Origin of the sequence: Kitasatospora sp. NPDC085879 (assembly GCF_040686255.1) — a bacterium.
GTDB lineage: Bacteria > Actinomycetota > Actinomycetes > Streptomycetales > Streptomycetaceae > Kitasatospora.
The window spans coordinates 101,671-123,891 of sequence record NZ_JBFBJZ010000005.1 but is presented as its reverse complement, the minus strand read 5'-3'; the positions used below and the strand labels follow the sequence as shown (position 1 = coordinate 123,891).

Below are 22,221 nucleotides of genomic sequence, written 5' to 3'. Positions count from 1 at the left end.
GACTGCGCCCGACGGGGCAACTGCCTTACCGGACACGGAGGTCGGCGCGATGAGCATGCTCCACACGGGTGGCGGGGTCACCGCGCACCGGCTGCTGCTGGGCTCCCAGCTGCGGCGGCTGCGCGAGGCCCGCGGCGTGACCCGCGAGGAGGCCGGCTACTCGATCCGGGCGTCCGAGTCCAAGATCAGCCGGATGGAGCTCGGCCGGGTCGGCTTCAAGGAGCGCGACGTCGCCGACCTGCTCACCCTCTACGGCGTCGACCAGGGCGAGGAACGCACCACCCTGCTCGGCCTCATCCCCGAGGCCAACGCCGTCTCCTGGTGGCACGGGTACGAGGACGTCGTCCCCACCTGGTTCCAGACCTACCTCGGCCTGGAGGAGGCCGCCGCCCACATCTCCAGCTACGAGATCCAGTTCGTCCCCGGCCTGCTGCAGACCGAGGCCTACGCCCGCGCCGTCGTCCTGCTCGGCCGGCACCGCGCCACCGCGCAGGAGGTCGACCGCCGGGTCGCCGTCCGGATGCGCCGCCAGCAGATCCTCGCCGGCGGCCGCACCCCCGCCCTGCACGCCGTCATCGACGAGGCCGCGCTGCGCCGGCCCTCCGGCGGTCCGGAGGTCATGCGCGGCCAGCTGCGTCACCTCCTGGAGGCAGCCGACCGACCCGACGTCACCCTGCAGGTGGTGCCGCTCGGCACCGACCTGCCCGGCGCGGAGGCCGGCGCCTTCTCCGTCCTCGGCTTCGCCGAACCGGAGCTGCCCGACGTCGTCTACCTGGAGCAGTTCACCAGCGCCCTCTACCTCGACCGGCGGTCCGAGGTCGCCGAGTACAGCGCGGCGCTGCGCCGGCTCAGCGCGGCGAGCCTGACCCCGGAGGATTCACTCGCACTTCTCCGCTCCGTTCTTCAGGACATCTGATCGACGGTCAGTAGGATGAGGTTCCGTCAAATCCGGTCACGAGGGCGGACCTCACCGAAAGGCAGCGGATGTCTCACTTCACGGAACTGTCGCAGCAGTACATCGACGGCCGGTGGTGCCCCGGCAGCGGCTCGTGGGACATCGTCGACATCAACCCGTACAACGGGGAGAAGCTCGCCGCCATCACCGTCGCCACCGCCGGCGAGGTCGACCAGGCCTACCGCGCCGCCCAGCGCACCCAGCGCACCTGGGCCGAGACCAACCCCTACACCCGCCGCCTCGTCTTCGAACGCGCCCTGCGCCTCCTCGAGGAGCGCGAGCAGGAGATCACCGACACCATCATCGCCGAACTCGGCGGCACCCGGCTCAAGGCCGCCTTCGAGCTCTCCCTCTCCAAGGACATGCTCCGCGAGTGCATGCAGCTCTCGCTGCGTGCCGAGGGCCGCATCCTGCCCTCGCCGATCGACGGCAAGGAGAACCGGCTCTACCGCCTCCCGGTCGGCGTCGTCGGCGTCATCAGCCCGTTCAACTTCCCGCTGTTCCTCTCCCTCAAGGCCGTCGCCCCCGCCCTCGCCCTCGGCAACGGCGTCGTCCTCAAGCCCCACCAGGACGCCCCGATCACCGGCGGCACCCTGATCGCCAAGCTCTTCGAGGACGCCGGCCTGCCCGCCGGCCTGCTCAACGTCGTCCTCACCGACATCGCCGAGATCGGCGACGCCTTCATCGAGCACCCCGTCCCCAAGGTCATCGCCTTCACCGGCTCCGACAACGTCGGCCGGCACGTGGCCACCGTCGCCGCCTCGCACTTCAAGCGGACCGTCCTCGAACTCGGCGGCAACAGCGCCCTCGTCGTCCTCGACGACGCCGACCTCGACTACGCCGTCGACGCCGCCGTCTTCAGCCGCTTCGCCCACCAGGGCCAGGTCTGCATGGCCGCCAACCGCGTCCTCGTCGACCGCTCCGTCCTCGACGAGTTCACCGCCAGGTTCGTCGCCAAGATCCGCACCCTCACCGTCGGAGACCCCCGGGACCCGGGCACCGACATCGGCCCGCTCATCAACTCCGCCCAGGCCGACGCCATCACCGCCCAGGTCGACGAGGCCGTCGCCGGCGGCGCCGAGGTCCTGCTCCGCGGCAGCACCGTCGGCACGCTGATGGACCCGGTCGTCCTCACCGGCCTCCCGCACGACGCCCCCGTGCTGCGCCGCGAGATCTTCGGCCCGGTCGTCGTCGTGGTGCCCTTCGACGGCGACGACGAGGCCGTCCAGATCGCCAACGACACCCCGTTCGGCCTCAGCGGCGCCGTCCACACCGGCAACATCGAGCGCGGCGTCCGGTTCGCCCGGCGGATCGACACCGGCATGATCCACATCAACGACGGCACCATCGCCGACGAGCCGATCGTCCCCTTCGGCGGCGAGAAGAACTCCGGCGTCGGCCGCCTCAACGGCGACGCCACGGTGGAGGCCTTCACCACCGTCAAGTGGATCTCCATCCAGCACGGCCGCAGCCGCTTCCCGTTCTGACGCGGCCGTTCTGACGCACTGTCGGCCGGGGCCCGTCGTCGGTCCCGGCCGGTAGCGTCCGTCCCATGACGGAGACCCTCCTCACCCCGCCCGACGGCCGCACCCTGCGGTCCTACGACACCGGGCCCTCGGACGCCGCCCTCGCCCGCCTGCGGGACCTCGCTCCGCGCTAGCCGTCCAAGGCACCCGGCCATGTCCGACAGGGGCGTCCGACCGCCCTGACGGCGAGCCCGCTCAGCCGCCTGCCCCCACGAGGGCCTCCGCCACCGGCGTGCGCAGGTACAGGACGCTGCGGCCACTGCGGTGCCGTGCCACCAGTCCCGCCGCATGCAGCGCCGCCAGATGGTGCGACACGTTCGGCACCGACAGGCCCGTCCGCAGGGCCAGTTCGGTCGTCGACGCCGGCGCCGCCAACTCCACCAGCAACTGCGCCCGCGCCCGCCCCAGCACCCCCGCCAGGCCGTCCGGGGCGGCCGCCGGCGCCTCCCACAGCGTCGCCACCCCGCGCGGCGGATACACCAGCCCGGGCCGCCCCGGCGGATCGGTCTGCGAGTACACCCCCGGCCACGCGAACACCGACGGCACCAGCACCAGCCCCCGCTCGCCGTCCAGCCGGCGCTCCGCCCGGAACCAGATGTGCCGCACCCGCAGCGTCCCCCGCTCCCACGACACCCGCGGATGCAGGTCCGCGAACAGCGCCGCCGGACCGCCCGCCGACATCTGCCGCGCCCGGTACAGGATCTCGCCCTCCACCAGCCGCGCGATCCGGCCCCAGAACGGCTCCACCGCCGCCGCCCAGTACGCCCGCACCTCACCCGCCAACCGGGCCAGCCCCGCCTCCGGATCCGCCCGCAGCGCCGCCACCAGCGGCGGCATCGGCCCCGCCCAGCGGTCCAGGTCCGCCCGCACCTGCGCGGCCGGCACCGCCGCCAGCCCCGCCAGCTCCTCCTCGATCCCCGGCGCCGAGGACGCCGGCACCGGGGTCAGGAAGTCCGGCGTGTACACCGCCGGGATCGGCACCAGCTCCGCCAGCAGCGCGAACTCCACACCCGCCAGCCGCCGCCGCGCCTCCCGCACCCACGGCAGATGCACCCCGTGCTCGCCCGGCTCCTTCAACACCTGCACGCTGTTGGTGAGTTCGGTCAGCGGCGAACACGCGAACCGGGTCACCGCCAGATCCTGCGCCGAGAACCGCAGCGTCAGCACCGCACCTCACCCCGCCCCACTCCACCCCCGGGATTCCGCCCCAGGATTCCACCAGGACGAAATCAATTCTGCCGCCCCGTCACCCGGCGCAGGATCGGGGTCATGCCCACCACCACCCCCGACCTGCCGCGCAGCCGCGTCGCCGGCCGCACCGGCCGCCACACCCTCGCCGGCCGCCTCGGCCTGCCCGACACCGCGGGGCAGCGCCCCCTCCTCGGCGCCCACCTCGTCGACAGCCTCGGCAGCGGCCTCATCCTCACCTTCACCGTCGTCTACTTCGTCCGCACCACTTCGCTCACCCTCACCGCCGTCGGCGCCGCCATCAGCCTCGGCCGGCTCCTCGCCCTGCCCACCGCCGTGCTCACCGGACCCGTCCTCGACCGCTACGGCGCCCGCGCCGTCGCCACCGCCGCCAACCTGCTCTCGGCCCTCGGCTACGCCGGCTTCCTGCTCGCCCACCGGTCCTGGCAGATCGTCGCCGTCATCCTGCTCGCCCAGATCGGCCACGCCGCCTACTGGACCTCCAGCACCGGCCTCGTCGTCCTCGCCGCCGACGAGACCCGCCGCACCCGCTGGTTCGCCCTCGTCAGCACCCTCCGCAACGCCGGACTCGCCCTCGGCGGCGCCCTCGGCGCCCTCCTCCTCGCCGTCGGCGGCACCACCGGACTGCGCGCCACCGCCCTCCTCAACGCCGCCAGCTTCCTCACCGCCGCCGCGCTGCTCGCCACCTGGCGCCCCGCCCACCCGCCGGCCCGCACCGCACCCGCCGGCACCCCCGCCCCGGGCAGCTACCGCACCGTCCTGAGCGACCGCCGCTACCTGCTCCTCGTCACCGTCAACCTCGCCAACGTCTTCGCGACGCTCGTCCTCAGCCTGCTGCTCGCCGTCTACCTCACCGACGGCCTCCACCAGCAGGCCTGGGTCGCCGGCTCCCTGCTCGTCCTCAACAGCGCCCAGGTCGTCCTCACCCAGACCGCCGTCACCCGCCGCCTCGAACGCTTCCGTCCCACCCGGGTCATCGCTGCCGCCCACGGCCTCAACGCGATCGCCTTCGGCCTCTTCGCCGCCCTCTCCGCCGCACCCGGCTGGGCCGTCCTGGCCGGCCTGTACGCCGCGATGGTCGTCTACAACACCGCCGAGACCATGGCCACCCCGTTCGCCGAGAACCTCAGCGTCCACCTCGCCCACCCCGCGATGCGCGGCCGCTACCTCGCCGTGTACCAGCTCTCCTGGACGCTCGGGCAGGTCACCGCCCCCGCCCTGCTCACCCTCCTCCTCGGCCACGGCGCCGTCCTGCCCTGGCTCTTCCTCGCCGCCACGGCCCTCGCCGCCATCCCCGCGCTAGTGCTCCTGGAACGCACGGCCGGGCCGCAGGACCGCACCGCCCTCACACCGCCTGCGCCCTGAGCAGGGATGGTTCGTCGCCCGCTCGCCTCCGGGCCCTCTTGGCCCGGCGCCGACGGTCTCCCCCAGCCCGGCGGCTGGGAGGTGCCCCCACGCTCCCTCGCTCCTTCGTCACTCCCTCGCGCCTCCCTTTCGGCACCGGCGGGCCCTTCGGCTCGGGGCGGGTGTCGCCCGCTCGCCTCCGGGCTGGCCCGCTCGCCTCGCCGGCCGGGTGGGCGCCGAGGAGATGCCGGTCCTGCCCCTCCCGAGTCCCATCCGCCAGCCCCCGAGAGGTGGCTACTGGCCGCCGTCCTGGCCGCGGGAGAGGTCGCCCTTCGGGAGTTGGGGGACGCCGGTGGCCAGGTCGAGCACCACCCGGTTGTCCAGCGGGCGGGCCAGCCGGAACTGCTCCGGCGACAGGTGCATCGCCAGGCTGCACGCCGTCCCGGGCTTCGCCGTCGACCGGACCAGGACGTACAGCACCACCGCCGCCTCCGTCTCGTACGCCTCCGTGCGCTCCACCCGCTCGCAGGAGCCGTGCGCCACCGTCGCCGTCAGGGTCCGGCCGTCCGCCGACACCGAGAGGAACGCCGCCCCGCGCGCCCCCGGCACCTCCTTCGCAGGCGCGGACGGCGGCTGCTGCCCCTCCACCGCCGGATACGTGAACGGGTCCGTGTAGCCCGCCACCCGGAACCGCCACACGGGGATCTCCGCCCGGCCGCGGCTGGTCGACACCTCCCGCGTCCCCGGCTCCGCCCCGGTCACCTTCAGCGGGTGCTCGCACCGGCCGTTGCACCCCGGCCTGCCCTCCGTAAGCGACCGGAACACCGCGTCCGCCGACCGCAGCGGCAGCGTCAGCTGCGAACCGTCCGCCCACCGCACCTGCGTCAGCCCCGAGAACGTCTGCGGCAGCCCGCCCGCCAGCACCAGCCGCCCCGACTGGTACGCGTCCTTGTCCTCGCCGCTGTGGAACGCCTCCTTCGGCAGCCACTCCGCCGGCACGTCCACCGGGAAGTAGCCCGACCTCCACACCTTCTCCTGCGCCGAGCCCGGCCATGCCGCCGAGACCTCCGCCGCCCGCCGCTGCGCCGCGTCCCCGCCGCCGGTCGGCCCGCCCCCGGGGCCCGCGGGCACCACCGTGCTGGCGCACCCCGTCAGCACCAGCGCCAGCAGCGCCCCGACCACACCTCTGCGCATTCCCGCAACCCCCTGCCGGTACGAACCAATCGGACGGCAGTGGGACGCAGCACCCCGTCCGCGGGTTCCCGAAGCGCGCGGACCGCGCCGCGGCGCGACACTGGTGAGCGGTCCCGCACCCGCGCGGCCCGAGGAGGTGCCCCATGACCGAGTACGAGCTTTCCTTCCCGCACCCCGGCCAGGACACCGATGACATCGTCGTGGTGCACCCCACCGGCACCCTCGGCCCCGGCGGCCACCCGGTGTACACCGACGACAGCGGCATCGTCCGAGCCGAGATCAGCGACCGGGACGAGATCCGCATGCTCGCCACCGGCGGCCGCCAGGAACTCACCCCGCCCTCGACCGTCCGCCGCCGCGCCTGACCCGCTCCCGTCCGGCCGGCGCCCGCCGAGCCCGCCTCGGTCGGCCCGGCCGGGCACCGCGGCCGCGAGCACGGACGGCCGGGAGCACGAAGGGGACGCCGATGGACACCACAGCCCCCGCCCTCAGCGCCGGGCAGCGCCGTGCCCTGGCGGCGATCCGCGAGCGCGAGGACGCCGCCTTCCGTGTGCGGGTGCCCGGCTCGCTGGCCCTGACCGCCCGGGCGCGCACCCGCATGCCCGGCGGTGTGCCCATGCAGTGGATGGCCGGCTTCTACCGGACCCCGGTGCTGTGGGTCGCCCACGGCCGCGGGCCGTCCTTCACCGACGTCGACGGCAACGGCTACCTCGACTTCAACGTCGGCGACATGTCGACCGTCCTCGGCTACGCACACCCGCGGCTCACCGAGACCGTCGCCACCCAGGCGGCCCGCGGCGTCCAGCTGTTCCTGCCGTCCGAGGCCGCGTTCGCCGTGTGCGAGCAGCTGCGGCTGCGCTTCGGCCTCCCGCAGTGGCAGTTCAGCCTCTCCGCCTCGAACGCCAACACCGAGGCGCTGCGGATCGCCCGGGTGGCGACCGGCCGGCAGGGAGTGCTGCTGTTCGCCGGCAAGTACCACGGCCAACTGCAGGAGACGCTGTGGACGGACGACGGCACCGGGCTGGTGCCGGAGGCCACCGGACTGGCCGCACCGCCGGACCTCGCCGTCGTCGACTTCAACGACCTCGCCGCCGTCGAGCGGGTCCTGAGCCGCCGGAGCTGCGCGGCGGTGCTGATCGAGGGCGTGCTCACCAACTGCGGCACCGTCCTGCCCGAACCGGACTTCCTGCCCGGGCTGCGCGAGGCCTGCACCCGCCACGGCACGCTGCTGGTGATGGACGAGACCCACACCCAGTTCGACCGCTACGGCGGCGCGGTCACCCACTACGGCATCGCGCCCGACCTCGTCACCGGAGGCAAGGGCATCAGCGGCGGCATCCCGATCGGCGCCCTCGGCATGACCGACGACCTCGGCGACCTGGTCGCCGCCCAGGTCGCCGACGAACTCGGCGACACCGTCGGGCTCGCGCTCGGCGGCACACTGTTCGCCAATGCGCTGTCCCTGGCCTGCGCCGAGGTCGTCCTCACCGAGCTGATGACACCTGCCGAGCACGAGCGGATCGCCCGGCTCGGCGACCGCCTCGCCGACGGCATCGAGGCCGCCGCCCGCAGCCGCGAACTTCCCTGGAGAGCCCACCGGTTCGGCGCTCGCTCCGGCTACTGCCTGCAACCGGAGCTGCCCCGCAACGCCCGCGAGGCACACGCCCGCCTCGACCCGCTGTTCACCGACACGCGGCGGGTCTACTTCGCCAACCGCGGCGTCTGGGACGCCATCGGCTCCTCCGGCCCGCACGCCGGCTTCGCCCACGACACCGCCGACATCGACACCTACCTCGGCGTCCTCGACGCCTTCCTCGACGAGATGTGCGCAGGCTGAGGGAGTACGGCAGCGGCCCCGCCCGCACCGGACAGGCCGGCACGGGCGGGGCCGCAGACGCGTCCTAGAACAGCGGCACGCCCGCGCGGACCAGGCGCCAGGAGACGCCGCCGAAGTCGGCCGGGTCGATGACGCCCTTCGCCTTCACCCAGGAGATCATCGTGTTGCGGATCTCCTCCGAGTTCGCCCACACCTGCTTCGCCGCCGCCACGTGCGGGAAGTTGCCGCCGCCGCCCGCCCGGTAGTTGTTCACCGCCAGCACGAACTGCGCCGCCGGGTCGATCGGCGCGCCGTTGTACGACAGGCCGACGATCCGCGAGCCCGCCGGCTGCGCGATGTCGATGTCGTACGAGACGCCGTACACCGAGTCGTAGTTGTAGTCCGGCGTGGACCCGGCGTTGGTCAGCGTGCCCAGGTCCACCGGCGCACTCGGCGCCAGCTGCGCGAAGTACCGGGCGGAGAACTCCAGGTAGTCCTTGATCTGCGCACCGGTGAGGACGCGCGCCTCCAGGGTGTTCTCGTAGATGTACAGGCCCGCCGCGTCCCGCAGCCGCACGTCGCCCGCGGGGATCACCGCGGTGCGGTTGAACGGCGCCGCCTGCGCCAGCACCGGCAGGTTCGCGTACTCGGTGGACGCCAGCGCCGCCTTCACCGTGTCCGCCTGCACCCGGCCGATCAGGTCGATGATCGGCACGTCCTTGAACGGCGCCTCAGCGATGGACAGTTCGGTCTTGCAGGTGCCGATGACCTGGTTGACGTAGGCCACCACCTTCTTGTGCTGGCCGGCGATCAGCTTCACGATCGCCGGGTCCTCCGGCACCGTGTTGGAGTTCAGCACCCGGGAGGACACCGACGACACCTGCCAGGAGCCGTGCGCGTACTCCACCTCGAAGTCGAAGCAGGTCAGCCGCTGGCCCCAGCACAGCGGCTCGGACAGCACCACGTTCCTCCCGGTCTGCTTGTTCACCACCAGCCGCTGCGGGATCTCCTTGTGCGCGTGGCCCACCAGCACCGCGTCGACCCCCGGCACCTCCTCGGCGAGCTGCGCCGACACGTTCTCGCCCCACGGCAGCTGGTCGCCGTACGAGGTCGCGCCGTCCGCACCGGAGTGCGAGGAGACCACGACCACGTCCGCGCCGGCCGCGCGCATCCGCGGCACGTACTTCTTCGCCGCCTCGACGATCCCCGGGAAGACCATCTTCCCGGAGACGTTCGCCTTGTCCCAGATCGCGATGCCCGGGTTGGTCAGGCCGAGGATGCCGACCCGCAGCGGGCGGCCGTGCCCGAGGTGCATCTCCTTGATGACGTACGGCTCGAAGGCCGGCCGCTCGTTCTTGGCGTACAGCGCGTTCGCGCCGAGCAGCGGGAAGTCCAGCTGCTCCTCGTAGGCGCGCAGCAGCGGGATGCCGTAGTTGAACTCGTGGTTGCCGAGGGCGGCGGCGTCGTAGCCGATGGCGTTCATCGCGGCGGCCATCGGGTGGCGCGGCGGGCGCTTGGCGGTGATCGGCTCGACGCGGGCGTAGTAGTAGCTGAGCTGGGTGCCCTGGATGGTGTCGCCGGAGTCGATCAGCAGGGTGCGGTGGCAGCCCTTCTCCTCGCGGACCTGCTTCACCAGGGTGGAGATCTTGGCGAGGCCGACGTCGTTGTGCGCCTTGTCGTCGTACTCGGCGTCGGTGAAGTAGTCCCAGTTGAGCACCCGGCCGTGCAGGTCGGTGGTGCCCATCACGGTGAAGCTCTGCTTCTGCGGGGCCTTCCGGAGGGCGTCGTCCCCGCGCTGGGCCGCGGCGGCCGGGGCGGCCGCGACGACCGGCAGGCCGCCGGCCAGGGCGGCGCCGGCCGCGGTGGCGGCCGAGCGCGAGACGAACTCACGGCGGTTCAGGGGCATGGAGGACTCCAGCGTGGGGCGACGGACGGACGGTCAGCTGCGGTGCCACCGCCGACAGGTGGTGACGCGCGTAGAGAAACGCGCGTAGAAGTCTGCCCCGGATTCGCCCCGCGCGACAGCCCCCGGACGTTGCGGAGAGGTGAGATGTCGGTGACCCCGACATGACGCCCACCGCCCCTCCGTTCGGCCGACACCCCGTCAACCCGCCATCGGGCAACTCACCCTCCGGACGGGCGGCACCCCCCGCGCCCGCCCCGTGCGCCGCCCGTCCGCCGCGTTCGCGCAGGTCGGCGGCGACCGCTTCGGGCGCCAACTCGATCTCACAGCGCCAAAGCTCACGTTGTGTCAGTTTGTTAATCAAAACTTTCTGCAACAGCCGCAAGGCAGCCCGCCGGAACACCGTTGTTACGCTCCGGTAATCCCTACGCTCTACAGGCATGCGCCGAGCAAAAATCGTCTGCACACTCGGGCCCGCCGCCGACTCGTACGACCAGATCAAGGCCCTGGTCGAGGCCGGCATGGACATCGCCCGGTTCAACCTCAGCCACGGCTCCCAACTCGAACACGAGGAGCGCTACCACCGGGTCCGCAAGGCCGCCGACGAAGCCGGCCGCAGCGTCGGCATCCTCGTCGACCTCCAAGGCCCGAAGATCCGGCTCGGCACCTTCGCCGACGGCCCCGTACTTCTTGAACGCGGCGACGACTTCACCATCACCGTCGAGGACGTCCCCGGCACCCGCGACACCTGCAGCACCACCTACGCCGGCCTCGCCGCCGACGTCGTCCCCGGCGAGCACATCCTCGTCGACGACGGCCGGGTCTGCCTCCAGGTCACCGCCGTCGACGGCCCCCGGGTGCGCACCACCGTCCTCGAGGGCGGCCTCGTCTCCGACCACAAGGGGCTCAACCTCCCCGGCATCTCCGTCTCCGTGCCCGCGCTGAGCGACAAGGACGTCGACGACCTGCGCTGGGCACTCCGCCTCGGGGCCGACCTGGTCGCCCTCTCCTTCGTCCGCAGCGGGCGCGACGCCGACGACGTCCACCGCATCATGGACGAGGAGGGCCGCCGCGTCCCCGTCATCGCCAAGATCGAGAAGCCGCAGGCCGTCGCCGCCCTCGACTCCATCGTCGACGCCTTCGACGGCCTCATGGTCGCCCGCGGCGACCTCGGCGTCGAAATGCCCCTGGAACAGGTGCCCGTCGTCCAGAAGCGCGCCGTCAAGCTCGCCAAGCGGAACGCCAAGCCGGTCATCGTCGCCACCCAGATGCTCGACTCGATGATCCACGCCTCCCGGCCCACCCGCGCCGAGGCCTCCGACGTCGCCAACGCCGTCCTCGACGGCACCGACGCCGTCATGCTCTCCGGTGAGACCTCCGTCGGGAAGTACCCCGTCGAGACCGTCCGCACCATGAGCCGGATCATCGAGGCCGCCGAGGCCGACGTCCTCGCCGCCGGACTCCCCCCACTCACCGAACGCAACAAGCCCCGCACCCAGGGCGGGGCCGTCGCCCGCGCCGCCGCCGAGATCGGCGACTTCCTGCACGCCAAGTACCTCATCGCCTTCACCCAGAGCGGCGACACCGCCCGCCGCCTCACCCGCTACCGCTCGCCCATCCCCGTCCTCGCCTTCACCTACGAACCCGCCGTCCGCAGCCAACTCGCCCTCACCTGGGGCGTGGAGACCTTCCTCGGCCCGTTCGTCCCCACCACCGACGAAATGGTCGCCCAGGTCGACGCCCAACTCATCGGCCTCGGCCGCTGCCAGAAGGGCGACATCGTCGTCATCACCGCCGGCTCGCCCCCCGGCCTGGCCGGCTCCACCAACCTCGTCCGCGTCCACCACGTCGGCGAACTCGACAACTGACGCCGCCCGTTCACCCGCGACCCCCGCCCCCGGCGGGGGTCGCACCGTCACACCACCGCTGCGAACACCCCGACGGCGCACCGGAACCGTCCCCATCCGGTGACAGCCCGCCGCCCGCCCGCCCGTCGCGGGTACGTTCCCGTCGACCGGCCCGGCAGCAGGGCCGCCCGAAGGGGGAACACCGCCATGAGCAGCAGCACCAGACCCCGCACCCCGAGAGCCACCGCCCTCGCCGCCGCCACCGTCCTCCTCACGGTCGGCCTCGCCACCGCGTGCACCCCCGACGGCACCGACAGCCCCGCCGCACCGCCCGCCAAGGCCACCGCAACTGCCACTGCCACCGGCCACACCGCGGCCGGCACCGCCGCCGCCAGCACCACCACCGTCGGCCACACCGTCTACTGGGGCGGCCTGCGCTTCGACGTCAAGACCGCCGCCACCACCCCCGCCACCGACACCACCGGCGGCCGGCTCGTCCTCACCACCACCGTCACCAACACCTTCCGCACCACCCCCGTCAACGACTGGCCCACCCTCAGCATCGACGTCAACGGCACCCCCATCGCCGGCGACCACGGCACCGCCGCCCCGCCCACCCCCGGCGCGAGCAACACCCTCCCGATCACCTTCACCACCCCCACCGGCTTCACCCTCGACGGCGCCTCCCTCGTGCTCGGCGACCCCGGCCAGAACCAGGCGATCCTCCCGCTCGGCACCGGCGGCCGCACCGCCGCCGACCTCAAGCCCCTCGACCTCGCCCTCCCCGCCGGCCACACCGTCACCGGCGGCCGCCTCGCCCTCACCCTCAAGAGCGCCCAACTGCGCGCCGACACCGCCAACACCCCGCTCAAGCTCGGCGAGCGCGCCCTCTACCTCACCTACGACATGACCGGCACCGTCGGCCCCGCCGGCATGGCCGTCAGCGGCGACAGCCTGCGCCTGCGCCTGCCCGGCGGCCAGGAGGTCGGCCCCAGCAGCGCCCCCATCGAGGCCATCTACCCGGACCGGCCCACCCGCCGGAACCAGGCCGCCTGGTTCGTCTTCAGCGGCGCCACCGACGGCGACTACACCGTCACCGTCACCGACCCCGACCACAACGGCACCCCCGCCACCGCGGTCTTCCACGTCACCGGCGTCACCGCCGCCGGCCCCGTCGGCTGACCCGCCCCGCACCACCCGAGGACCGACGGCGCAGCCCACCGATGGGGGGAGGGCTGCGCCGTCACCACTTCGGCCCCACGTGCTCGTCCAACAGCGCCACCGACGCGCGCCGCGCCACCGAGACGTCGAGGTGTCCGCTGCGCCGCTCGCGGACGCGCCACTCGACGCCGACCGCGTCGAGGGTGTCGGTGAGCATCCGGACGATGTCCCGCGAGGCGTTGGTGAAGAAGTACCGCGGATACTCGTGCCGTTGGACGGCTTCGCCGGAGCGGCGGGTCGCCCGGTTGACGGTACGGCAGCCGTCGGAGTGGATCAGGCCGCGGACGAAGGGCCAGGGGTGCGCCGACACCACCGCCTGCTGCCAGGTCGTCAGGCGGAGGGTGCGCAGGTGCTTGGGCCCCGGCCCGTGCTGGGGGAAGAGGCACGGCCAGTGCTTGGACGTGGCGACCACGCTGGTGCAGCCAGGGGCGGGCACCCGCAGGACCGCGCTGGTCGGCATGACCGCGCGGACGGCCCGGGCGCACTCCTCGATCAGTCCGGGCCAGGCGTCGCCGCAGGCGATCCGCAGGGCGTGCACGGCGCGCCGGCCCTCGCTGAGGCAGCCGTCGCCCAGGTAGAGGCCGAGCAGGTAGCCGTAGTCGGCCGCGGGCCGGCCGGGGGCGAGTCCGCCGTCCCGCAGGGGGCATTCGGCGGTGGTGCCCGGCGCGGGCTCGATGCGTGCGGTCCAGGCACGCAGTGCGGCGCGGGAGATGCCGGTGGCGCGACTGGTCTCGCTGAGGGTCAGCCCGGAGCGGTGGAGGGCGAGCGCGTGCCGGCGGGTGGCCATGTCGTACATGGGGCCGATCGTCCGCGTCCGGGGACGGGGCTCGGCCGGACGGCCGGCGATCTCACTCGAACCAGTGAAGATCGAATGGCCCAGTCGCGACCTTGGAATGGAAGGAAAAGTGCCCCGAGTGGGATTCGAACCCACACTGTATGGTGTTTGAGACCATCGCCTGCTGCCGATTGGGCTATCGGGGCCTACGGTTTGAAGGCGAAGTGCTCACCCTCGTGACACCAACATACCGCGTCTAGGTAGGCTCGTGCATGCAGCACCCCGCCGGAACGAGGAGCCCCGTGAGCACCGCCGACGAGCAGCCCCAGCCGCTTGAGATCGATTCGCCCCAGATCACCCGCATCGTCATCGCCGAGGACGAGGCACTGATCCGCCTGGATCTCAAGGAGATGCTGGAGGAGGAGGGATACACCGTCGTCGGTGAGGCCGGGGACGGCGAGACGGCGGTGAAGCTGGTCGAGGAGCTGAAGCCGGACCTGGTGATCCTGGACGTGAAGATGCCCGTCCTGGACGGCCTGTCGGCCGCCGAGCGGATCCACGAGCAGCACCTCGCCCCGGTGCTGATGCTGACGGCGTTCTCGCAGCGCGAGCTCGTCGACCGCGCCCGCGACGCCGGCGCGATGGCGTACATCGTCAAGCCGTTCAGCAAGAGCGACCTGGTGCCGGCGATCGAGATGGCGGTCTCGCGCTACACCGAGATGCGGACGCTCGAGGAGGAGATCGCGGACCTCTCCCAGCGGCTGGAGACCCGCAAGCTGGTGGACCGTGCGAAGAGCGTGCTGCAGACGAAGTTCGGGCTGACGGAGCCGGCCGCGTTCCGCTGGATCCAGAAGACCTCGATGGACCGCCGGATGACCATGGCCGCGGTGGCGCAGGCCGTGATCGAGGAGGGCGAGGCGCAGGACCGCAAGAAGGCCGACGCGGGCAAGGACGAGGGCTGACGCGGTCCCCGGGCTCGTTCCGGGAACGCCAGGAGGCCCGGCCGCATCTGCGGCCGGGCCTCCTGCTGTGTGCGCGAGGTGTGCGCGGGGTCAGTCCTCGCCGAGGTAGGCCTTGCGGACGGACTCGTCGTGGAGCAGGTCGGCGCCGGTGCCGGTGAGCACGATGCGGCCGGTCTCCATGACGTAGCCCCGGTCGGAGAGCGAGAGCGCGGCCTGGGCGTTCTGCTCGACGAGCAGGATGGTGGTGCCGGAGGCCTTGAGCTCGACGATGGTCGCCATGATCTTCTGCATCATGAGCGGGGACAGGCCCATGGAGGGCTCGTCCAGCATGAGCAGCTTGGGCCGGGACATCAGGGCGCGGCCCATGGCGAGCATCTGCTGCTCGCCGCCGGAGAGGGTGCCGGCGGCCTGCTTGCGGCGCTCGCCGAGGATCGGGAAGAGCGTGTAGGCGCGCTCGACGTCCTCGGTGATGCCGGTGGAGTCCTTGCGCAGGAAGGCGCCGAGGAGGAGGTTCTCCTCGATGCTCATGCGCGGGAAGATGTGCCGGCCCTCGGGGGAGTGGGCCAGGCCCAGCGACACGATCTTGTGGGCGGGGACCGTGGAGAGCGCCTGCCCGTCGAAGGTGATCTTCCCCTGGGTGGGCTTCAGCAGCCCGGAGAGGGTGCGCAGGGTGGTGGTCTTGCCGGCGCCGTTGGTGCCGATGAGCGTGGTGACCTCGCCCTGCTTGACGGTGAAGCTGATCCCCTTGACGGCTTCGATCTTGCCGTAGGCGACGCGGAGGTCCTCGACCTCGAGAAGGGCTGTCACTGGTCTGCCTCCGTGCTTGCTGCCGTGTCGGTGGCGCCCTCGAGGGGCGCGCCGAGGTAGGCGGTGATGACGCGCTCGTCGTTCTGGACGGTCTCCTTGTCGCCCTCGACGATCTTCTGGCCCTGGACGAGGACGGCGGTGCGGTCGCACAGGTTGAAGATGAACCGCATGTCGTGCTCGATGACGAGGATGGAGATGCCCTTGTCGCGGATGGCGAAGACGAGTTCCTCGGCGGCGCGGGTCTCCTGCGGGTTCATGCCCGCGGTGGGCTCGTCGAGCAGCAGCAGGCCGGGCTCGCTGGCCATGGCACGGGCGATCTCGAGCTTGCGCTGCTCGCCGTAGGGGAGGTTGCGCGAGAGGTGGTCGGCCTTGTGGTCGAGGCCGATGAACTCGAGGAGTTCCATGGCCTTCTCGCGGCCCTCCGCCTCGGCCTTCTTGTAGCCGGGGCCGCGGAGGAGGGCGGAGATGAGGCCTTCCTTGGTGCGGGTGTGGCGGCCGACGAGGACGTTCTCCAGAACGGTCATGTTGGCGAAGAGCCGGATGTTCTGGAAGGTCCGGGCGATGCCGGCGGAGGTGACGAGGTGGGGCTTGGGCGGAAGGACGGTGCCCTGGTACCGGACGGTGCCCTCGGTGGGGACGTACAGGCCGGTGAGGCAGTTGAAGAAGGTCGTCTTGCCGGCGCCGTTCGGGCCGATCAGGCCGACGATCTCGCCCTTGTTGACGGTGAGGTCGACGTTGTTGACGGCGGTGAGGCCGCCGAAGCGCATGACGACGCCGCTGGCTTCGAGCAGGGGGGTGGCGGCCGCGGTGCCCTCGGGGCGGGGGGCCGGGACGGTCTGGGTGGTCATGGTGTGTCTCACGCCCCTGCGGTGGTGAGGCCGGCGGTGCTGCCGGGGTCGGTGCTGGCGGGTGCGTCGTCGGTCTCCGCCGGGGCCGCGTCGTCGGTGTCCTTGTCGTGGAACTCGAGCTGGGCGCGGCGGTTGGCGATGAGGCCCTCGGGGCGCAGGCGCATCAGGAGGACGAGCGCGATGCCGAAGACGAGGAGCTGGTACTCCTTCAGGAAGACGAGCTTCTCCGGGATGAGGTAGAGCAGGGTGGCACCGAGCAGCGGGCCGGCGATGGTGCCCATGCCGCCGAGGACGACGGCTGCGACCAGGAAGGCGCTGTTGGGCGGGACGGCTCCGGCGAACTGGTACGGGTCGGGGACGACGCTGTAGCTGACGTGGGCCATGACGGTGCCGGCGAGGCCGGCGAGCGCGGCGCCGAGGGCGAAGGCGAGGAGCTTGAGCTTGAAGCCGTTGATGCCCATGGCCTGCGCGGCGGTCTCGTCCTCGCGGATGGCGACCCAGGCGCGGCCGATGCGGGAGTCGTTGGCCCGGCTGAAGACCGTCACGACGAACGCGGTGACGAGCAGCATCAGCAGGAAGTAGTTGGCGAAGCGCCCGAGGGTGAAGGACCCGAAGGTGTGGGCCTGGCCGAAGTCGAATCCGAGGATGTCGAGGTCCGGGATGTTGCGGATGCCGTTGGGGCCGTTGGTGACCTTGGGGCCGGAGACGCCGTCGAGGCTGTTGACGGCGATGCGGAAGATCTCTCCGAAGCCGAGGGTCACGATGGCGAGGTAGTCGCCGCGCAGCCGCAGGGTGGGGGCGCCGATGACGACGCCGAAGACCAGGGCCGCGCCCATGCCGACCAGTGCGGCGCCCCAGAAGGGCAGGTGCAGGCCGACGGGGGAGCTGGTGGAGCCGGAGACCAGGGCGGCGGCGTAGGCGCCGACACCGAGGAAGGCGACGTAGCCGAGGTCGAGGAGGCCGGCGAGGCCGACGACGACGTTCAGGCCGAGGGCGACGGTGGCGAAGATCAGGATGTTGACGCCGACCGAGGCGAAGTGGTCGTCGCTCTGGGTGAAGGGGAAGGCGGCGGCCGCGGCGAAGGCGGCTGCGGTGGTGGTGCCGCGGTGGCGGGCGGTGAGCGCGGTGAGCCGGGAGACGAGGCCGGCTCGCATCAGGGCCCAGGTGCAGAGCGCGGTGAGGATGAGGAAGCCGATGAACAGCTCGCCGTACTCGGTGACGATGCCGTACGTGAAGACCGTCAGGCCGAGGGCGGCGACCGCGATGATGATCAGCGTCTCGACCCAGCGGTTGAGCGGCTTCACGGGGGCCAGGTCGGGGTTGGGGCCGACGAGGCGGGCGAAGGAGCCGAGGTAGTGCCGCGCGATGGCGAGAACGCCGCCGGAGGAGGGGAGTCCGACGGTGGGGCCGGTCTGCGGCAGGCCGAGGGCGCCGATCAGCGGGAGGAGCGAGGCGACCCCGGCGATCCAGCCGCCGGGCTCCAGGTTGGCGAGGCCGCCGAGTTCGGTGCCGATCGCGATCAGGGTGAACCAGGTGGTGGCCGCGGCGGCCGCGCCGAGGACGAGCAGCGGCGCGTTGGGGCCGGCGGGGGTCAGCCAGCGGGTGCCCTTCACGCCGTACAGCGGCAGCGAGAAGAGGGCGATGATCAGGCCGGCGGCGAGGGTGAGGATCTGCAGGCCGCCGGGGTAGCCGTCGACCGTGAGGTCGCCGGGGAACTCCGAGGTCCAGGTCCAGTGGATGAACGTGGAGGCGGCGGTGGCGAGGCCGCCGGCGAGGACGAGCGCCTTGGCGGCCGGGAGCGGCAGCGGGAGGGCGGGGCTCTTGATGGTGGTCATGGTGGCTGCTCCGTTCCTCAGGCTCGGTCCGCGACGCGTTCGCCGAGTAGGCCTTGTGGCCGCACGAGAAGCACGACGATCAGGAGGACGAAGGCCCAGACGTTGGCCCAGGAGCCGCCGCCGAGCTGGTTCATGCCGGGGATCTCCTGGATGTACGCGGTGGCGAGGGCCTCCGCGACGCCGAGGACGAGGCCGCCGAGCATGGCGCCGTAGATGTTGCCGATGCCGCCGAGGACGGCCGCGGTGAAGGCCTTCAGGCCGGCGAGGAAGCCCATGGTGGGGGAGACCTGGCCGTAGCGCAGGCCCCAGCCGACGGCGGCGACCGCGGCGAAGGCGGCGCCGAGGGCGAACGCGATCACGATGATGCGGTCGGTGTTGATGCCCATCAGCTTGGCGGTGTCGGGGTCCTGCGCGGTGGCCTGCATGCCGCGGCCGGTGCGGGTCTTGCCGACGAAGGCGGCGAGTGCGCCCATGCAGAGCGGGGCGGCGACGAAGAGGAAGATGTCGGCGGGCTGCAGGGTGACGCTGCCGATGTGGTACGGACCGCCGGGCAGCTGCGGGAAGCTGCGGCCGGACTTGGCGCCGGGGTAGAACTGCTCGACGACCTGCTGGAGCGCCAGGGAGAGGCCGATCGCGGTGATGAGCGGAGCGAGCTTCGGGGCGCCGCGCAGCGGGCGGTAGGCGAAGCGCTCGGCGGCCACGGCGACGATGACGGAGATGAGCACGCCACCGAGGAGCATGAGCGGCAGGGCGAGCCAGAGTCCGGTGCCGGGGGGAAGGACCAAGTATGTGGTGAGGGCTCCGAACCCACCGGTCATGAAGATCTCGCCGTGGGCGAAGTTGATGAGCTGGACAATGCCGTAGACCATTGTGTAGCCGATCGCGATCAGCCCGTAGAGGGAGCCGAGGATCAGGCCGTTGGCCAGCTGCTGCGGCAGTTCATGCACCGCTGGGCCTCCGAGTGGGTTCGGGGTACTGGGGGTTCGCTTCTGGGGTGGGGACGAACCGTTGTGATGCGGCGGGGACGCTGGTTCTCAGCGCCCCCGCCGTTGGTTCGTTCTGTTGCGTTGTGTCCGGGTGCGGCCGTGTGGGTCGGCCGCCGTTCAGACGGTGGGTCAGCCGGCGTAGGTGCCGGACTTGGCGACCGACCAGGCGCCGTCCTTGACGGTGTAGACGGTCAGCTGCTTGTTGACGGCGTCGCCGTACTCGTCGAAGCCGACCTTGCCGGTGACACCGTCGAAGCTGACCTTGCTCATCGCGGTGACGACCTTGGCGCGGGCGTCGGACGGCACCTTGCCGCCGTTGTCGGCGACGACGGCCTTGACGGCCTGGACGATCGACCAGGCGGCGTCGTAGGAGTAGCCGCCGTAGGCCGCGTACGGGTCGGAGTAGCCGGCCGTCTTGTAGTCGGCGACGAACTTCTTGGCGGAGTCGAGGGACTCGACCGGGGCGCCGACGGAGGTCGCGAGGTCGCCGTTGGCGTTCTTGTTGGCCTTGTTGATGTACTCCGGGTCGTACATGCCGTCGCCGCCGAAGACGGGGGCGGTGACGCCGGCCTTCTTGAGCTGGTCGGAGAGCGGGCCGGACTGCGGGTACTCGCCGCCGTAGTAGATCACGTCGGCGCCGGCGGCCTTGGCCTTGGTGACCACGGCCGAGAAGTCCAGGTTGTTCTCGTCGATGTGGTCCTGGCCCTTGATGGTGCCGCCGAGCTTGGTGAACTCCTTCTGGAAGGCGCCGACCAGACCCACGCCGTAGGTCTTCTTGTCGTCGATCAGGTAGGCGGTCTTCTTGCCGAGGTCGGTGTAGGCGTACTGCGCGGCGAACGGGCCCTGGATGGCGTCCGTGGTCGCGGTGCGGAAGTACGTCTTGAAGGTGCGCTTCTTCTCGGTCTCGAACTTCTCGCCCTGGGTGAGGGCGGGGTTCGTGTTGGCCGGCGAGACCTCGACGAGGCTGGCCGACTCGAAGACCTGCTGCATCGACTGGGCGACACCGGAGTTCAGCGGGCCGACGACACCGAGGACGCTCTTGTCGGCGACCAGGGCGGTGGCGTTCTGCTGGCCTTCCTGGGGCGACTTCTTGTCGTCCAGGGCCTTGACCTTGAAGGTGACGCCGGGAACTTCCTTGTTGTCGTTGGCGATCTTGGCAGCCAGCTCGACGGAGTGCTGGATGCCGAGGCCGAGCGCGGAGAGCGGGCCGGTCAGCGGCGCGTCGACGCCGATGGTGACCGTGGTCCCACCCGCGTCGCCGCTGGCGGACTTCTCACCGCGGGAGCCGCAGGCGGACAGGGTGAGCGCTCCGACGACGGCGATGCTCACGACAAGCATTGAACGGTTACGCACGAAGTTCCCCTTCTAGATCAGGTAGGCAGCGCGCCGGAGTGGCGGTGCCGGGTCGCGCGCTGGGGCCTGGCCCGATCGGTTGGCGCGGTGACTGGCCGTGACTCTAGAACGGCTTCGGCAGGCTCCGGCAGACCTGCGGACATGCTGTGATTCTCTTGTTATGCGGACCTCTTCGAGAATCTCGAATATTGGTCATTCGCGCCCCGTTCTGCGCGGGGTGCTAAGACCTGTCTCGCCCACCGAAACGGAGTCGTACCGGAAAACCCCTGCTACCGGCGGTGTTCGACTATCGGACGTGACTGTCCGTCGCCGCGGGTGCGGACACCCCCGTCCGATAGCCGGAAATCGGGCAGGCCGAATGCAGTCTTTCGGACAGGTCGCGGGCGTACCTCGGGCCGAGGATCTGGCTGATGGTCTGGATTGCGCGCGTGTTACGCAGCGTTACATCGAGGAAAGGCATTCCGGCGTCGGGCGGCGCCCCCGCGCAGTCGGTGACCCGGTACTCCACGGTCAGCAGCACCGGCTGCTCCGGTCTCACGGTGACCGGCAGTCCACCGCGCACGGTGACGGACAAACCCGGATAGCTCTGGCGAACCGCCACCACGTCGTACGGTCCGTCGGCCTCCGCGGCCACCCGCAGCGCGAAATCCTGCCCCGGACCGCCCGGCGGTGCCGCCGGGCCGGCGTAGGACAGTCGGGAGATCACCGAGGGCACCGGCGGCGGATCGGCGGCCGGCGGGGGCTGCGGGTCGCGGGCGGGGTGGCGCAGCGTCAGCACCACCACCACGGACGCGAACAGGACGGCCAGCACGATCTTCTGACGGCCGCTCAACAACCGGTGCAGGGGCAGCGGCGGGGGCGGCGGTGCCTCGGTGCCCTCGGCCGGCTCGATGGGGCCGAGGTATCCGTGACCGCCGGGATCGGCTCCGTCGTGCCGTGCGCCGGACATGCTGATGCCCCCTCGTCCGGGGGGATCTGCCCCGGTCCGGCCGTGTCCAAACGGAACCGCCGCGCCCCCGGCCGACGGCGGCGGGGGCGCGGCGGGACGGCGCGCGGCGGAGCCGGTGCTACAGGTCGCGCAGCATGCAGGTCAGCCGGCAGCTGGTGATCCGCCGGCCGGTGTCGTCGGTCACCGCGATCTCGTACGTCGCGGCGGTGCGGCCCTTGAAGACGGCCGTGGCCACGCCCGTCACCAGCCCGGAGGTCGCCGACCGGTGGTGGGTGGCGTTCAGGTCCACGCCCACCGCGTAGCGGCCGGGACCGGCGTGCAGCATCGCGCCGATCGACCCGATCGTCTCGGCCAGCGCCGCCGAGGCGCCGCCGTGCAGCAGCCCGTACGGCTGCTGGTTGCCCTCGACCGGCATGGTGCCCACGACGCGGTCCGGCGAGGCCTCGGTGATCGTGATGCCGAGCTTCTCGCCGAGGTGCCCGCCCGAGAAGGTCTCCGGGCTGACCCCGAGCTTCGCGAAGTGGTCGAGGACGTCCTGGGGCACGTTCAGTACTACGGGGGCCGCGTCGGTCATGGTGCTCCTGCCGGTGGTGGTCGCGTCGTCGTGCTGTCTGTGATCGTACGACCGGGCCCCGGGCGCCAGGGCGGTCGGCCCCGACACCGCCGCCGCCCCGGCGGCGTGGCGGGCCGT

At 72.1% G+C, this 22,221-nt stretch carries 19 protein-coding genes and 1 tRNA gene; 8 read left to right on the top strand and 12 right to left on the bottom strand.

Annotated features, from left to right (window positions below; all coding sequences use genetic code 11):
* Window positions 1-49 precede the first annotated feature (49 nt).
* Both AB0P35_RS06160 and AB0P35_RS06155 read left to right on the top strand, forming a co-directional pair.
* Complete coding sequence (locus AB0P35_RS06160) at window positions 50-916, top strand: helix-turn-helix transcriptional regulator (protein WP_363507167.1); 867 nt, start codon at window positions 50-52, stop codon at window positions 914-916.
* Window positions 917-984: 68 nt separating this feature from the next.
* Window positions 985-2,442: an aldehyde dehydrogenase family protein gene (locus AB0P35_RS06155; protein WP_363507164.1), complete on the top strand. Its 1,458-nt coding sequence runs from the start codon at window positions 985-987 to the stop codon at window positions 2,440-2,442.
* Window positions 2,443-2,676: 234 nt separating this feature from the next.
* Here the strand turns inward: AB0P35_RS06155 and AB0P35_RS06150 are convergent, their stop codons facing one another.
* Complete coding sequence (locus tag AB0P35_RS06150) at window positions 2,677-3,612, bottom strand: ArsR family transcriptional regulator (RefSeq protein ID WP_363507162.1); 936 nt, start codon at window positions 3,610-3,612, stop codon at window positions 2,677-2,679.
* A gap of 138 nt (window positions 3,613-3,750) precedes the next feature.
* On the opposite strand from AB0P35_RS06150, the gene AB0P35_RS06145 reads away from it, so the two are divergent.
* Window positions 3,751-5,055: an MFS transporter gene (locus AB0P35_RS06145; protein ID WP_363507159.1), complete on the top strand. Its 1,305-nt coding sequence runs from the start codon at window positions 3,751-3,753 to the stop codon at window positions 5,053-5,055.
* Between the two features lie 273 nt (window positions 5,056-5,328).
* Here AB0P35_RS06145 and AB0P35_RS06140 read toward each other — a convergent pair whose 3' ends face one another.
* On the bottom strand, window positions 5,329-6,228 hold the full coding sequence (locus AB0P35_RS06140; RefSeq protein ID WP_363507156.1) for a hypothetical protein: 900 nt from the start codon (window positions 6,226-6,228) through the stop codon (window positions 5,329-5,331).
* Window positions 6,229-6,371: 143 nt separating this feature from the next.
* On the opposite strand from AB0P35_RS06140, the gene AB0P35_RS06135 reads away from it, so the two are divergent.
* Both AB0P35_RS06135 and AB0P35_RS06130 read left to right on the top strand, forming a co-directional pair.
* Entirely contained in the window at window positions 6,372-6,593 is a 222-nt protein-coding gene (locus AB0P35_RS06135) for a DUF6296 family protein (protein ID WP_095876848.1), read from the top strand.
* Between the two features lie 101 nt (window positions 6,594-6,694).
* Window positions 6,695-8,065: an aminotransferase class III-fold pyridoxal phosphate-dependent enzyme gene (locus tag AB0P35_RS06130; RefSeq protein ID WP_363507153.1), complete on the top strand. Its 1,371-nt coding sequence runs from the start codon at window positions 6,695-6,697 to the stop codon at window positions 8,063-8,065.
* Between the two features lie 64 nt (window positions 8,066-8,129).
* On the opposite strand, the gene AB0P35_RS06125 is transcribed toward AB0P35_RS06130, so the two are convergent.
* Window positions 8,130-9,950, bottom strand: a complete 1,821-nt coding sequence (locus tag AB0P35_RS06125; RefSeq protein WP_363507150.1) for a 5'-nucleotidase C-terminal domain-containing protein — start codon at window positions 9,948-9,950, stop codon at window positions 8,130-8,132.
* A gap of 437 nt (window positions 9,951-10,387) precedes the next feature.
* On the opposite strand from AB0P35_RS06125, the gene pyk reads away from it, so the two are divergent.
* Together pyk and AB0P35_RS06115 are read left to right on the top strand one after the other, a co-directional pair.
* Window positions 10,388-11,815: a pyruvate kinase gene (gene pyk / locus AB0P35_RS06120; RefSeq protein WP_363507147.1), complete on the top strand. Its 1,428-nt coding sequence runs from the start codon at window positions 10,388-10,390 to the stop codon at window positions 11,813-11,815.
* 186 nt (window positions 11,816-12,001) lie between these two features.
* Complete coding sequence (locus AB0P35_RS06115) at window positions 12,002-12,976, top strand: hypothetical protein (RefSeq protein ID WP_363507144.1); 975 nt, start codon at window positions 12,002-12,004, stop codon at window positions 12,974-12,976.
* A 61-nt stretch (window positions 12,977-13,037) separates the two neighbouring features.
* Here the strand turns inward: AB0P35_RS06115 and AB0P35_RS06110 are convergent, their stop codons facing one another.
* Window positions 13,038-13,811, bottom strand: coding sequence for a transcriptional regulator (locus AB0P35_RS06110; protein WP_363507141.1), 774 nt, complete (start codon window positions 13,809-13,811; stop codon window positions 13,038-13,040).
* A 110-nt stretch (window positions 13,812-13,921) separates the two neighbouring features.
* Window positions 13,922-13,996 (bottom strand) — tRNA-Leu (locus tag AB0P35_RS06105).
* Between the two features lie 96 nt (window positions 13,997-14,092).
* Between AB0P35_RS06105 and AB0P35_RS06100 the strand changes: the two genes are divergently transcribed.
* Entirely contained in the window at window positions 14,093-14,752 is a 660-nt protein-coding gene (locus AB0P35_RS06100) for a response regulator (protein WP_030262528.1), read from the top strand.
* Window positions 14,753-14,842: 90 nt separating this feature from the next.
* On the opposite strand, the gene AB0P35_RS06095 is transcribed toward AB0P35_RS06100, so the two are convergent.
* The 7 genes from AB0P35_RS06095 to AB0P35_RS06065 form a co-directional block, all read right to left on the bottom strand.
* Window positions 14,843-15,559, bottom strand: coding sequence for an ABC transporter ATP-binding protein (locus AB0P35_RS06095; protein ID WP_095876842.1), 717 nt, complete (start codon window positions 15,557-15,559; stop codon window positions 14,843-14,845).
* Window positions 15,556-16,407 (bottom strand): ABC transporter ATP-binding protein, encoded by an 852-nt coding sequence (locus AB0P35_RS06090; protein ID WP_095876841.1) that lies wholly within the window; start codon window positions 16,405-16,407, stop codon window positions 15,556-15,558. Before AB0P35_RS06090 ends, AB0P35_RS06095 begins: the two co-directional genes overlap by 4 nt.
* Before the next feature lie 8 nt (window positions 16,408-16,415).
* Complete coding sequence (locus tag AB0P35_RS06085; protein WP_363507136.1) at window positions 16,416-18,242, bottom strand: branched-chain amino acid ABC transporter permease; 1,827 nt, start codon at window positions 18,240-18,242, stop codon at window positions 16,416-16,418.
* 17 nt (window positions 18,243-18,259) lie between these two features.
* Complete coding sequence (locus AB0P35_RS06080) at window positions 18,260-19,189, bottom strand: branched-chain amino acid ABC transporter permease (RefSeq protein ID WP_095876839.1); 930 nt, start codon at window positions 19,187-19,189, stop codon at window positions 18,260-18,262.
* A gap of 168 nt (window positions 19,190-19,357) precedes the next feature.
* Window positions 19,358-20,581, bottom strand: coding sequence for a branched-chain amino acid ABC transporter substrate-binding protein (locus tag AB0P35_RS06075; RefSeq protein ID WP_363507133.1), 1,224 nt, complete (start codon window positions 20,579-20,581; stop codon window positions 19,358-19,360).
* Between the two features lie 286 nt (window positions 20,582-20,867).
* Window positions 20,868-21,530 carry a Tat pathway signal sequence domain protein gene (locus tag AB0P35_RS06070; RefSeq protein ID WP_363507130.1) on the bottom strand — a complete coding sequence of 221 codons (663 nt, stop codon included), beginning with the start codon at window positions 21,528-21,530 and terminating at the stop codon, window positions 20,868-20,870.
* A 118-nt stretch (window positions 21,531-21,648) separates the two neighbouring features.
* A complete protein-coding gene (locus tag AB0P35_RS06065; RefSeq protein ID WP_095877288.1) occupies window positions 21,649-22,104 on the bottom strand; it encodes a hotdog fold thioesterase in 456 nt (151 codons plus the stop codon).
* Window positions 22,105-22,221: the final 117 nt, after the last annotated feature.